Below are 12750 nucleotides of genomic sequence, written 5' to 3' on the forward strand. Positions count from 1 at the left end.
TCACAAGTAAGATGGGAAAGTCCTCCTATTTTCCATTGAATGTGACGCAATCCACAATTAAATCGGATAGTGAAAAAAGGTCGAGAGCAGGGCGCCTTATTACCCTGAACTCGACCTTTCTCTTATTAGATAGGATCCCGCAGAAGGTAAGCTAACGAATTGGACAGCCTCATTCCGTGGTTATCGTCATATTACTCAGTACGATCCTGTTGCCGCTGCTCCGTTTTGACTGCGCCAATCGTACTTCCTGCTGCAATCCGTATCAATTTCGCCTTAGATACTCCAATTTGTTGTGAAGTATAGATACCGGTATGACCTGAAAATAAATAGCTGATCAAGCAGGCAATAAACATATAAATCGCTCCCTCAGAACCGAACAACTCAATTCCCATCAGGAAGCAGGCGATCGGTGTATTCGTTGCTCCACAAAATACGGCAATAAATCCTAGTGCAGCCAAGAAGGGGGCATACAACTGCAAAATGCCCGACAATGCATTGCCTAATGTGGCTCCGATGGCAAATAACGGCGTGACCTCACCGCCCTGAAAGCCTGCACCCAACGTAAAGGAAGTGAAAATGAGCTTCCCAAGAAAGGCAAATGGAGATACGTCCTCCGTAAATGAGCTCTGAATAAGCGGAATACCTAAGCCAAGATAATCGCGTGATCCAACAAAATACACGAATACGATTATAACTAGCCCGCCTACCGCACTTTTAAGCATCGGATTTGCGAATAGCTTGGCATACCCTTTTTTCAAATAGTGGGTCAGTTGACTGAACAGCCGGCTCGTGAGTCCGAACAAGATGGAGGCCAGCACAACCTTTCCCAGTACAAGCAGCGATAACTCAGGAAATTCATTGACGACGTAATGGACATGTGATACTCCCCATACTGACGAGGTGACAATATTCCCCACAAAACTCGCTACGAATGCAGGAACCAGGGCCTCGTGACGGATGAGTCCGATGGCCAGCACTTCAAGTCCAAATACTGTACCCGCAAGCGGGGTGCCGAATATGGAACCGAACCCACCGCTAATGCCGCAAATGAGAAGAATTCTACGATCAGTTTGATCGACTCGCAGCATTTTGCCAAGCCATTCGGATAAGCTGCCGCCCATCTGGACTGCCGTACCTTCGCGGCCTGCGGAGCCTCCGAACAGATGCGTAACGAGCGTACCGAATAAGACTAGGGGCGCCATACGCAGTGGAATCACTTCTTTGCCATCATGAATCTGTTCAATAATAAGATTATTGCCTTTCGCGCTGTTCTTACCGAATTTCAAATACATGTAACTGACCACAGCACCGCCCAGCGGTAACAGGTACAACAACCAAGGATGCTCGATTCTCGTCCCCGTAACATAGTCCAAGCTGATGAGAAATATCGCAGAGGCAGAACCAGTCAATAGCCCGACGATACTCCCAAGTACAATCCACTTCAATAAAGAAGCCATAATAGCGGCGTATGTAGATTTCTGTAAGACAGGTATGAGCAACCCTCTCCATTTCTTCACAACATCTCATCATCCTTTCTGTCATTACCATTCTGGACAAAAAAACAGACTCCTACCAGGGAAGTTATTCTCTGGTAGGAGTCATTAGCCTAGACGGCGGTTATGGCGAACTCCATCGCCTATTCAACTTAATATAGATGTATTTTATTTCATTTCATCCGCATAGTCAATTCTAATCCGAAGTAAGACGCGCTTAAAACCTAATTCTCCGTACAGCAATTGCGGTAAGCCTGTCGAAATCATAATGAACAAGCGGTTGCCGGGATACATCGTAAATTCGGATGCAGTCTCATTCGGCATTGCACCGCCCGTTCCGCCTGTTAAGGACATATTAAGGAGCGATCAGCTTCGTACATTGCACAAGAGCTCCTTACAATGATGATGAGCTCCTTGCATTGAAAAATTTTTCCCAATTCGTTTAAAAAAATGCTCAACGACGATAATTGAAATAGATTGATCACAAATATCCACAATATAGGAAATGGAGGATTACGACATATTTTAGCTAGTTTAGGGATCCTCATTATTGCAGTCACCATTATTATCATGGAATACCCAGCATTGTCGAAGAGCGGAAGTAAACAAGAAGCTGTCGCATTCGGTACACTGCTTACACTCGGCACAGTACTTGGCATCGCTCTGGCATTTCATGTTAAAGTACCAAGTCCGCTTGACATGGTTGCAGCCATCTATAAACCAATTACAAGCCTGATTTCAACATTCTTGAAGGGATGAACGAGAGGAGCAATCATGATGGGAAAAGGGGAACAGAATAATATCAGCGTTCGTCAGTTTACAATTCTCGTCTTCTTATATTCCGTTGGAACGGCGATCTTAGTTATCCCTTCAAGCTTGGCAGAAGAAGTGAAGCAGGATGCATGGATTGCTTCAATTATTAGCATTGGAATAAGCATGCTTCTTGTGAAGCTGTATAGCATCGTCGCACAGCATCATCCGAGAATGACACTCGTTGAAATGATTGAGAAGCGCTTAGGCAAATGGCTTGGAACAGCTATTTCGTGGTTCTTCGTTTTCTTTGCATTAATCACTTCATCGGAGCTGCTAAACTATATGGGCTTCTTCATGACAACTCAGATATTGCCCAATACTCCTATGATCGCTACGAATATCATATTCGCATTCATCGTTGTTATGGGTGTGCGCTTAGGCTTAGAGGTGCTGGCAAGATCTGCAGAGATTCTATTTCCATACTTCATACTCTTGCTCCTCATTCTTCTGTTATGCATTGCACCACAGATCGATATACATAAGATTCAGCCTATCTTCGAGTCGAGTATGAAACCGATGATCCGTGCGACATTATTGTTCAGCAGTATATACTTGTTTCCAGCTGTCGTCTTCTTAATGATCTATCCGTCATCCACTCCAGAAGTGAGCAAAGCAACAAAAGCGTTCTATATCGGAGTGCTTCTGGCCGGTATTGTGTTGACAATCATTATCGCCTGTACGATCCTGGTTCTCGGAGCAGAGACAACTTCACGGCAATTATATCCGAGCTATGCGCTGGCTAAAAGAATTATGGTGGGGACTTTTTTTCAGCATGTCGAAGTAGTTGTAGCTGTCATGTGGTTCATTACCATTTACTTCAAAATGTCGATGTATTTTTACGTCTCGTGTGTAGGTCTGTCACAGACATTGCGACTGCACGATTACCGAATACTTGTATATCCGTTAGGTCTTCTATTAGTCATCTTCTCCATAATTGTTCATCCGAGCTCGGTGCACTACAGCGATTATAACAAGACAACCTGGATTCCGTTCGTTGCTACGTTCGGAATCTTAGTCCCGCTTCTGCTGCTCGCTGTTTCTATTCGACACAAGCGGGCACAATCGAGACAGGAATCATGTCAACAAGAGGGGAGTAAGGAATAGGCAAAACGGTCATGTTATGTCATGCGCCGTTCCCATTATGTATTCGCATCCATTTTCTGATATGAAACTACGAATTGTACAATCCATCGGTGAAGGAGAAGAAGCCTGTCTAACATCCGACTTTACATTGGTGGAATGATTTGTTATTATCTATCCCAATAATAGAAACGCGATGATGAGAAGAGTAAGGAAATATGCCCATATACAGAGAGCTCCTGCAGCTGAGAAGGAGCAATGAGCCATTTCCCGAACCAAGCCTCTGAGCAGCATGCCGGATCCGTTCAACCGTGGGATGGCATGACGGGAGCTCCCGTTACAGAGCTAGAGTATAAGCATGCTTCTTATGCCGTACTTGATGAGATTAATATGGCGACATATTAATGAACCCGGGGTGGTACCACGATAACTTCGTCCCCAAGACTTAACGTCTTGGAGGTGAGGTTTTTTTTATTGCGTTTTTTAGATATGTGTTAACACTCGATTCACCCCACAAGTTCATGAGGAGGCGTCACCATGAATCAAGATACTGCCTATTCAACTGACCATTATTTATACAGACTCATACATGAGGAACAGGAAGCTTCGCCGTTCAGTCGAAGCATGTGCACGCGGTTCCCCCCAGAGCCGAATGGCTATCTTCACATTGGGAGCGCCTATGCCATTCACACAAGCTATATGCTTGCGAAGCAGTATGGAGGCTCATTTCATCTGCGATTCGACGACACGAATCCTCTGAAGGAGGACATCCATTACGTTCACTCCATCATTGAGGATATGAAATGGCTTGGATATGACCCCGATTATATTTATTATGGATCGGACTATTCGGAGCAAATTTACCAAGCAGCTGTGACCTTGATTAAGAAAGGGAAGGCCTATGTTTGCGATCTTACGCCAGACGAAGTAGCGAAATATCGGGGGACGTTGACAGAGCCTGGCCGAAACAGCCCTTATCGCAGCCGCACGATACAAGAGAACTTGGAGCTATTTACCAACATGAGACAAGGAGTCTTTCCTACCGCATCTAAAGTGCTTCGCGCCAAGATCGATATGAGCTCGCCGAACATGAATTTGCGGGATCCGATTTTATATCGAATTATTCATGCTGCGCACTATCGAACAAAGGATAACTGGTGTATATACCCGATGTATGATTTTGCACATCCGATTCAAGACTCCATCGAAGGCATCACGTACTCGTTATGCTCGATTGAATTCAAAGACCATCGTCCATTGTACGAGTGGGTTCTTCGCGAACTCGAAGTTCCAGAGCCTCCAAGGCAGCGCGAATTCGGACGATTGAATCTTACGGGTGTCGTAACAAGCAAGCGTTACTTGCGTCAGTTAGTCGAGGAGAGACTCGTTGAGGGCTGGGACGATCCAAGATTGCCAACGATTCGGGGCCTTCGTAGAAGAGGGTACACGTCAGAGAGTATACGCGCATTCATCGAAGAGATCGGCAGCATTCGGATCGAGAGCACCGCGAATATCTCGCTGCTGGATCATTGCGCAAGACAAGATCTTCAAGACCGAACATGCGGCATCATGGCAGTACTGCACCCGTTAAAGGTTGTCATAACAAACTATCCAGAGGATAAGGTAGAATGGCTGCACTTGGAGAACAATCCTCATAATGAGCCGCTGGGCCAACGGGATGTTCCCTTTTCGAGAACCATTTATATCGAGCGGGATGATTTTCTGGAGCAGCCACCAGGCCAGTTCCACCGACTACGTCCCAATGGCGAGGTTCGATTGAAGGGTGCTTATTTTATCCGGTGTGATGAAGTTATCAAAGATCCAGCAACCGACGAAATTACAGAACTTCGATGCACTTATGATCCGGTCACGAAGAGCGGCACAGGCTTTACTGGAAGGAAAGTGAAGGGAACCATTCACTGGGTGTCAGCAGCTCATGCGGTGGAGGCCGTCGTACATTTGTACGAGAACCTCTTGCTAGAAGAGTCTGTACCGAAGGATAACGACATCATCTGGACTGACCGAATCTGCCGAGACTCACATACTCGTATCTCTAACGTTATGTTGGAGCCTTGGGCAGCACAAGCTCTAACAGAACAGCGATTCCAGTTTATCAGACATGGTTATTTTGCCAGGGAGCAAGGTAGGGAGGGCACACATCTCGAATTTCATCGGATCGTACTGTTGAAGGATTCCTGGGTCAAGAAATAAGCTCTGTATGGAGCGAATCATTTGGATGCCACTCGTGCTGTATAATCTGCTTGTCATTTCATTGCTGTGAAGACGTTTGTTGTGGAAGTTTTGGCGAAATAACATGATAGATCTTTGCTTTCTGCGAAAATGTATCATTTTCTTTGGAGAATATGAACGAAAATGGAGAAAGAGCTCTCTCGATGCAACACATTCGGGAGAGCTTATTTTATTGCTGTGATTCACCCAGACTGTACTCCTTGGAGATCAGTATGGCTTTTCTTAGGCCGCTGGAACAATTGTTTCAAGCTGTCGTAATTGATAAAGGCTGTACCGACAATAATGATTACTGCGCCAACAGCCGATACCCATGTGATCCTCTCCCCATAGAACAGTACGCCAACTACAAGCGCGAGCATCGGAGATACGTACAGCCAAGTAGAAGCAAATATTGGCGTCGTCTTGGCGACAAGCCAATAGAACAGACTATGCCCAATCATCGAACCAATCACAATTAAATAAAGCAATGAGCCAAGTGCGCGTTCAGTTAGTATACTCCCAAAGTTCCAATCCTCCGTAAAGGCGGATAGAGTAAGCAGTAGAGCTCCTCCATATATCATCTGAACCGCATTAAGTGCAAATGGTGACGTAGTTGCAAAGCGCTTCGCAACCCGTTTGGAGTAAATTGCACCCCCTGCATAGAACAATTGACCTAAGATTATAACGATGCTGCCGACAATAACCCATATACTTGCCGATACTGAGATCCCAGGTACTAGCATAAGAACAACTCCTAGGAATCCTATGACACAACCTAGTAAAGCGTGAATGGTGGGTTTGTGGCGCATGAAGATCATCTGCAGCACAAGTACTAGAATAGGCGCTGTAGCTGACAGAATCGCTGCGATCCCCGAAGCAACAAATTGTTCTCCCCAATATAGAGCAGCAAAAGTTCCGAATGTAAGACCTATCCCTGTAAGGAGCGAATCTTTGTGCAATAACAAGGACAGGCTTGCTTTCTTCCTCCATAGCATCCAACTGAACAATAGGATTCCAGCAATGAAAAATCGAAGCCCCCCTGACAGGAAAGGCGGGGCAGAGGCGTCCACACCAATTTTCACCGCCAGGAAGGTTGTGCTGAAGATGAGACAAACGAGCACATAATTGAAGATAACCATGGTTTCTCCTCCTTTTGGATTGATCATACACGCTATGGGATAGGACAGATTACTACAAATAGAACAGATTACTTCGGCACGGTTAACAATGGGAAGAAGAAAGAGTTGTATACATGTCCATACGATGAAAGCAAGTGTATTAATGAGTAGTATCCAGCTTCTTGTTGTTTCATTGGATGCAAACACGATGTTGGTTTCCCCTCGTCATCATAGGAGTACACATTTGTTATGACGCGTAGAAACGGAACATACTTTATGTCTTTACCTTGCGTTTTTTACCCAATCATTTCTTTCATATGTTCATATAATTATAGGGTAATTGAAAATACAACTTGCGGGAGGGGTTCATTTGTCACAATCTAATATCCCCAACATTACTCCTATTATTTCTGTAACTAGAGACGATGCAATCAATTTATTGTTATCTTCTATTGCTTTGGAAGAGCTCGGATTAAGCCACATTATTAATGCTGAAGGTGAAAAAATTCAGTTTGCTTTAGGTACTTTACCAGGTGTTACTTCTCCACCTGCTACAATTAGTGACATTTTGCTTGTAAACCAAAGTGTAAGAAATACAATTCAAGACTTAACCAAAAAAGAATTTCTTCTGCAGAATAAACTAGATAGCATCTTGTCTACACCGATATCTGTAGGTCCAACAGGGCCGACAGGCCCTACCGGCCCTAGTACTGGCGTTACTGGTACTACAGGTGCAACAGGCGCTACTGGAGCTGCTGGTGTTACAGGTGCAACAGGCGCTACTGGAGCCGCTGGTGTTACAGGTGCAACAGGCGCTACTGGAGCTGCTGGTGTTACAGGTGCAACAGGTGCTATCGGCGCTACTGGAGCTACAGGTGCTACTGGCGTAACTGGCGTAACTGGAGCTCCTGGTACAGGAGCCATTATCCCATTTGCTTCCGGTGTACCTGTACTATTGACCACGCTCGCAGGCGGATTGGTAGGAACAGGCGGACTAATTGGATTTGGTAACTCTGCGCCGACCGTAAGTGCATTAGGTGCAACAATTGATCTGACAGGAGCGGCAGGTTTGCTTCTGAACATGGCATTCTCGATGCCACGTAATGGCATAATTACGTCTATTTCTGCTTACTTTAGTACGACAATAGCCCTTAGCCTAATTGGAGCAACTGCAACGATACAGGCCCAATTGTGGCAATCGACTACGCCGAACAACACATTCACTCCAATTCCAGGAGCTATCGTTACATTAGCACCAGCTCTTACTGGAATACTAGCAATTGGTGCAATCTCCCATGGAGTAACGACTGGACTAGCTATACCTGTAACAACAGAGACTCGCTTGTTAATGGTCTTCTCGGTTACAACAACAGGTTTGACACTGGGTACTACGGTTGCAGGATATGCAAGTGCTGGTGTAGCAATTACGTAATCACGATCATTAGGAAGAAATAATTAACATCACGATTGAATCGGCAGCAATACACTTTTCATGTAAAGGTGTGGAAGCTGCCGATTCTTTGCTTTGTTCATATGAATCGATTTCAAGTTCGATCAATGGTTCACATTTCTTCTGCTATATTCTTGTAAAGGTAAGCTGCCTACTCTACTAAATTAAGTAACATGTCAGAATCTATCAGCAATTCAATATCGAATTGTGTTAATTCGTTCTGAACCTACATATTGATCAGGAGCAACAAAAAATATTGTTGGCTTCCTCAACCGCAACTATTTCTCTCTCTGGATCAAGGAAAATCCGTTTACCGGCATAATCAATCCGTTTTGCGGTAGCAGGATCAATCCTTTTTCTTATACCATTTAGAGGGAATCATCCGAAGAAGAGGTATGGGAGAGGAGGGCCATTTAAGATGGCTAGAATTCGATTTAGCGTATTTTTCAGTGTATTTGTCTCGATGGTTGCGTTAATGATCATTGCGCCGGTCATGCCGCCGCTCATTCGTGAATTGGGATTAAGTGAGGTGCATTCAGGCATCATCATTTCATTAGGCTCTGTCGCCATGGCCGTTATGGCTCCTGTATGGGGACGACTCAGTGATCTCAAAGGGAGAAAGCCGGTTATCTTAATGGGCTTCATCGGAATGTTCGTCAGTTATGTCATTTTCACTGCAACGATGTATGCCGGATTATATGGAGCAATAGAAGGGGGGCTGCTCCTTGGACTTCTAATCGCTGCACGAGCTATGGTTGGCATGTTCATTCCAGCTGTACCTTCATCCGCACAGGCGTATATGGCTGATGTAACCGATGAGAAGGGGCGTTCTTCAGGCATGGCCCTTATAGGGGCAGCAAATGGGCTTGGCCTTGTGCTCGGCCCTGCAATAGCTGCTGTATTCGCATTTATTGGGCTGATATGGCCGCTGTACATTGGGGCATTACTACCGATTATCGCATTCTTTGTCGTGCTCATGTTAATTCCTACTCATAAGCAGTTGAATCACACCAAGCCGCCCAAAGTGAGTCCGTTCCAGAGAGGGATTCCCCTTAACTTACTAGCCGGGATGATTACCATGCTCAGTATCATTACGCTGCAGGTAGTTGGCGGCTTCTATTTTCAAGACCAGCTTGCACTCACTACGCAAGAAACAGCCCGCATGGTATCCATGGGATTAATGCTGACAGGAATCGCAATGATTTTGACGCAGGGCATTCAAATGAAATCATCGAAGCTGCATCCCAAGCAGCTGCTGCTCGTCGGATCGCTGCTCCTTCTATGCAGTATCGCACTGTTCCTGTTTATAAATAGCTTGCTCAGCTACTATATCGCATTCTCCCTGTTCGGAGTAGGGGCTGGATTGTTGATGCCCGGCTTCATGACAGGCGCATCGCTTGCGGTATCCAGTGAACAACAGGGAGGGGTTGCAGGACTTATTGCGGCCGTACAAGGAATTTCTGCGGTAATTGCACCTATTCTAAGCACGATGCTGTATCGGCTGGATAAGCATGTTCCATTTGCAATCATGGGTGTACTCGTTCTTATATTGAGCATTACTATGGTTGCTGTACTGAATAAGCCGACCATTAGCAATTCAGCTATCGAGAAATAAAATAAGACTCTAACCGTAGACTAATAAGCATCTAAAAATAACAAGAACAGCAAGAAGATAAGTGAAATGTTAAAAAGAGTTTTTTATTTTCATTCATTGATAATGATAATCATTTGCTTTAATATGGAGATAAATACATGGATATGCTCGATTTGGACTAACATTGGGGGACGGCACAACAGGAGCGTCACAACTAAGCCTGCTAGGTTTCATGGGAATATACCGACACAGGATTGCTTTGTTCATGTACCATACAGTACCATACAGAAACTTATATAGACATGGAGTGGAGGAGAAGGTCTTGAAACTGCACATCGATTCCCGCGACTTAAGTGATACATTCAGAGATTTCATAGATATCACTCCTTCACTTCGGCCAAATGACCAGAAGCGCATCTATTCCATTCCTACACCTAGCGGAACAGGGCAACTACAGCGGTTTCTCTTAAGAAAAGGGCTAGAAATCAACTTCTTCAACGCAGAATTTCATCGTCCGGTAACGATGGACGTCGATATCCATTATCCTCATCTTGAAATTTCATATACGACTTCAGGCAGCGGCAGCTGGTCAGCGTCATCGCAAGAATATGCAATGATCCCGGGGATGTCCTCGCTCATCTATGTCAAAGAGGCCAACATGATTGCGCAGCTGCACCCTAATGAACGGATGCAGCATATGGAGCTCCGGATTGATCTCAGGTATTTCGACAACGATCTTCCTGAGCTTGAACGATTGACTCGCAGCTCCGTCTTCTGTAAGCAAACGGCTGGCTCAGCCCAGATCTCATTGCTTGTAGAACAGATGAAGCAGTGCCCTTACCAAGGCACGCTCCAAAAGCTATATTTGGAAGGAAAGGCGCTTGAGCTGCTGGCGCTTCATTTAGCTGCCTTGGAAGAAGAGGAGCCAGTGCAACAGACCACTTCCAAGCTGACTGCCGAAGACATTCAATGTCTGTATGAAGCGAAGGATATCTTGACAAGAACGTGGAAGCAGCCGCCCAGCCTGCTTGGGCTTGCGCGCTTAACAGGACTTAATGATTATAAGTTGAAGCTAGGTTTCAAGACATTATTCGGGACTACTGTATTTGGTTACGTACGGGAACTGCGCATGAATGAAGCAAGACGAGTGCTGGAACGAGGGGAAGCCAATGTAAGCCAGACGGCAATGATGGTTGGGTATCATAATGTCAGCCATTTTGCTTCTCTCTTCCGGAAAACCTATGGCTACAACCCAAGTGAATGCGGATTAATCGCATCAACTTCACGGCATGAACTGCACCAGATTTGAGGTAGAATGACTAGGTATTGGTTCGGAATAATTATTGAAGGTTTTTAGGATTCATGTCTGAGATGCCTGGTTCATTACTGGCTGGATCACGATTGCTGTAACTCCCTATGGTATGGTCGTACATGTGCTTAACTAGAACAGATTGCTCCAAATAGAACAGATTGAAGATGGGTGTAGTACAATATAAGTTCAGATGGGAGAGGAGGCGTGCCGATGCGATCCAAGCAAATATACGATTACATATTGACGAATATTGAACGAGGAGAGTGGGGGGCTCATGATAAGCTCCCTTCGGTGCGATCCCTTGCCGCTGAACTCGGCGTGAATCGATTGACCGTATTCAAAGTCTACAAATTGTTGAAGCAGCACGGTGTGGCCTATGTCAAGGAGAAATCCGGCTACTACGTAAGCCCATCGAAGTCAGCAGTTGAACTGGATTATTTCAATAGTAAGAACAGCTCAACAGCCATACAGTTAACAAGCAATCTGTCCGATATTCACCGAGTTGCGGCTAACTATCAATTTTCTCAAGCTATAATCGATCCGAATTTACTGCCTAATCTGTTCCTGTCCGAATACGTAAAGAAAGTATTCGATAAGTACCCCAAGCTCATGGGAAGCTATTCCACACCGCAAGGGGATGAGGAACTGCGTGATGTGCTGTGTCAATATTTCATGCGGCAATATCGAGTCGATCTGACTATTGACGAAATTCTGATCACAACGGGTGCACAGCAGGCGATTGATCTCCTAGCCAGAATCCTAATTAGACCGCTCGATGCCATTCTCGTAGAGCGGCCAACATACAGCGCTGCGATTGACATCTTCCGAGGGCATGGCGCCCGATTGATACCGGTGGAGTTCACGCCGGAGGGGTACGATTTGGAAGCGATAGAGAAGCTGATGAAGCAGCATCGTCCACGAATGTTCTATATGAACCCAACGTTCCATAATCCGACGGGTTATACGCTTCCTCCGTCCCAGCGCAAGCAGCTTGTAGAATTGGCTGAGCGGTATCGTTGCATGCTTGTGGAAGATGATGCATTTCATGATATTTATTTCGATGAGGGGCCGCCGCAGCCTTTATTCATGTACGATACCTATGGATGGGTTGTCTATCTGCGAAGCTTCAGCAAGTACGTTGCTCCTGGTTTGCGCATATGCGCGGTGTTCGCTCGCAAATCGATGATCGATCCGCTGATTACAGCCAAATCGCTTGCAGATAACGGAACACCACTCGTCACGCAAAAAATATTTCTTCATTATTATCAATCTGAACGGATGCAGCAGCACCTAGAGAAGTTGCGGATCGCGCTGCAAATTAGACGGGACGTAATGGAAGAGGAACTATCGGCAGCCCCCATTGATTGGAGATGGACAACGCCGCAAGGCGGATTGAACATATGGCTTCGTCTGCCAAGCGACATTTCCTGTGGCGCACTCTTACACAACTGCTTCCAGCAATCCATTTCCTTTGTCCCCGGTCATATATGTGATCCGCAGAACGACATGCAATCATGGATTCGTCTAAGCTACTCACTTATGAACGAGATCCAAATACGAGAGGGAATTCAGCAGTTAGCGCAAATCGCCCAGCGAGTAGCAATAACCGATTCACAACCGATGGTTAATCCGAAATAATCCGAATCCTGAAAGGGGAATGG

The 12750-nt window shown here is 45.5% G+C and carries 9 protein-coding genes, 1 pseudogene, 1 riboswitch and 1 other annotated feature; of the genes and pseudogenes, 7 read left to right on the forward strand and 3 right to left on the reverse strand.

Annotated elements, in window-relative coordinates; translation table 11 throughout:
- Positions 1 to 191 precede the first annotated feature (191 nt).
- Positions 192 to 1457, reverse strand: coding sequence for a voltage-gated chloride channel family protein (locus tag BP95_RS0116480; protein WP_051250003.1), 1266 nt, complete (start codon positions 1455 to 1457; stop codon positions 192 to 194).
- Between the two features lie 128 nt (positions 1458 to 1585).
- A riboswitch (Fluoride riboswitch) is annotated at positions 1586 to 1646 on the reverse strand.
- Positions 1647 to 1709: 63 nt separating this feature from the next.
- Positions 1710 to 1823: pseudogene (locus BP95_RS33155) on the reverse strand (ABC transporter substrate-binding protein); the annotation flags it as partial.
- A gap of 255 nt (positions 1824 to 2078) precedes the next feature.
- Here BP95_RS33155 and BP95_RS0116490 point away from each other — a divergent pair.
- From BP95_RS0116490 to BP95_RS0116505, 3 genes are all read left to right on the forward strand, one after another.
- Complete coding sequence (locus BP95_RS0116490) at positions 2079 to 2252, forward strand: hypothetical protein (RefSeq protein ID WP_231515130.1); 174 nt, start codon at positions 2079 to 2081, stop codon at positions 2250 to 2252.
- Positions 2253 to 2267: 15 nt separating this feature from the next.
- Entirely contained in the window at positions 2268 to 3410 is a 1143-nt protein-coding gene (locus BP95_RS30640; RefSeq protein WP_036667235.1) for a GerAB/ArcD/ProY family transporter, read from the forward strand.
- A gap of 163 nt (positions 3411 to 3573) precedes the next feature.
- Positions 3574 to 3829: a binding site (T-box leader), on the forward strand.
- Between the two features lie 94 nt (positions 3830 to 3923).
- On the forward strand, positions 3924 to 5597 hold the full coding sequence (locus BP95_RS0116505; protein ID WP_021256000.1) for a glutamine--tRNA ligase/YqeY domain fusion protein: 1674 nt from the start codon (positions 3924 to 3926) through the stop codon (positions 5595 to 5597).
- 221 nt (positions 5598 to 5818) lie between these two features.
- Here the strand turns inward: BP95_RS0116505 and BP95_RS0116510 are convergent, their stop codons facing one another.
- On the reverse strand, positions 5819 to 6754 hold the full coding sequence (locus BP95_RS0116510) for a DMT family transporter (protein WP_028532751.1): 936 nt from the start codon (positions 6752 to 6754) through the stop codon (positions 5819 to 5821).
- A gap of 349 nt (positions 6755 to 7103) precedes the next feature.
- Here BP95_RS0116510 and BP95_RS0116515 point away from each other — a divergent pair, with 349 nt between their 5' ends.
- The 4 genes from BP95_RS0116515 (at position 7104) to BP95_RS30645 (ending at position 12727) form a co-directional block, all read left to right on the forward strand.
- The gene (locus tag BP95_RS0116515; RefSeq protein WP_021255998.1) at positions 7104 to 8165 is read left to right on the forward strand and encodes an exosporium glycoprotein BclB-related protein; all 1062 of its coding nucleotides are present in this window, start codon (positions 7104 to 7106) and stop codon (positions 8163 to 8165) included.
- Between the two features lie 436 nt (positions 8166 to 8601).
- Entirely contained in the window at positions 8602 to 9798 is a 1197-nt protein-coding gene (locus tag BP95_RS0116520; protein ID WP_021255997.1) for an MFS transporter, read from the forward strand.
- 301 nt (positions 9799 to 10099) lie between these two features.
- Positions 10100 to 11086: a helix-turn-helix transcriptional regulator gene (locus BP95_RS0116525; RefSeq protein ID WP_028532752.1), complete on the forward strand. Its 987-nt coding sequence runs from the start codon at positions 10100 to 10102 to the stop codon at positions 11084 to 11086.
- Positions 11087 to 11299: 213 nt separating this feature from the next.
- Positions 11300 to 12727 carry an aminotransferase-like domain-containing protein gene (locus BP95_RS30645; protein ID WP_021255995.1) on the forward strand — a complete coding sequence of 476 codons (1428 nt, stop codon included), beginning with the start codon at positions 11300 to 11302 and terminating at the stop codon, positions 12725 to 12727.
- The last annotated feature ends 23 nt before the right edge of the window (positions 12728 to 12750 follow it).

The sequence above is a fragment of the Paenibacillus sp. UNC217MF genome (genome assembly GCF_000686865.1).
Taxonomy (GTDB): Bacteria; Bacillota; Bacilli; order Paenibacillales; family Paenibacillaceae; genus Paenibacillus_B; species Paenibacillus_B suaedae.

What these genes read in the sequence shown, in the direction of transcription:
- BP95_RS0116480 (WP_051250003.1), bottom strand. Translation starts at nt 1,457, where the DNA reads ATGGCTTCTTTATTGAAGTGGATTGTACTTGGGAGTATCGTCGGGCTA.
- BP95_RS30640 (WP_036667235.1), top strand. Translation starts at nt 2,268, where the DNA reads ATGATGGGAAAAGGGGAACAGAATAATATCAGCGTTCGTCAGTTTACA.
- BP95_RS0116505 (WP_021256000.1), top strand. Translation starts at nt 3,924, where the DNA reads ATGAATCAAGATACTGCCTATTCAACTGACCATTATTTATACAGACTC.
- BP95_RS0116510 (WP_028532751.1), bottom strand. Translation starts at nt 6,754, where the DNA reads ATGGTTATCTTCAATTATGTGCTCGTTTGTCTCATCTTCAGCACAACC.
- BP95_RS0116520 (WP_021255997.1), top strand. Translation starts at nt 8,602, where the DNA reads ATGGCTAGAATTCGATTTAGCGTATTTTTCAGTGTATTTGTCTCGATG.
- BP95_RS30645 (WP_021255995.1), top strand. Translation starts at nt 11,300, where the DNA reads ATGCGATCCAAGCAAATATACGATTACATATTGACGAATATTGAACGA.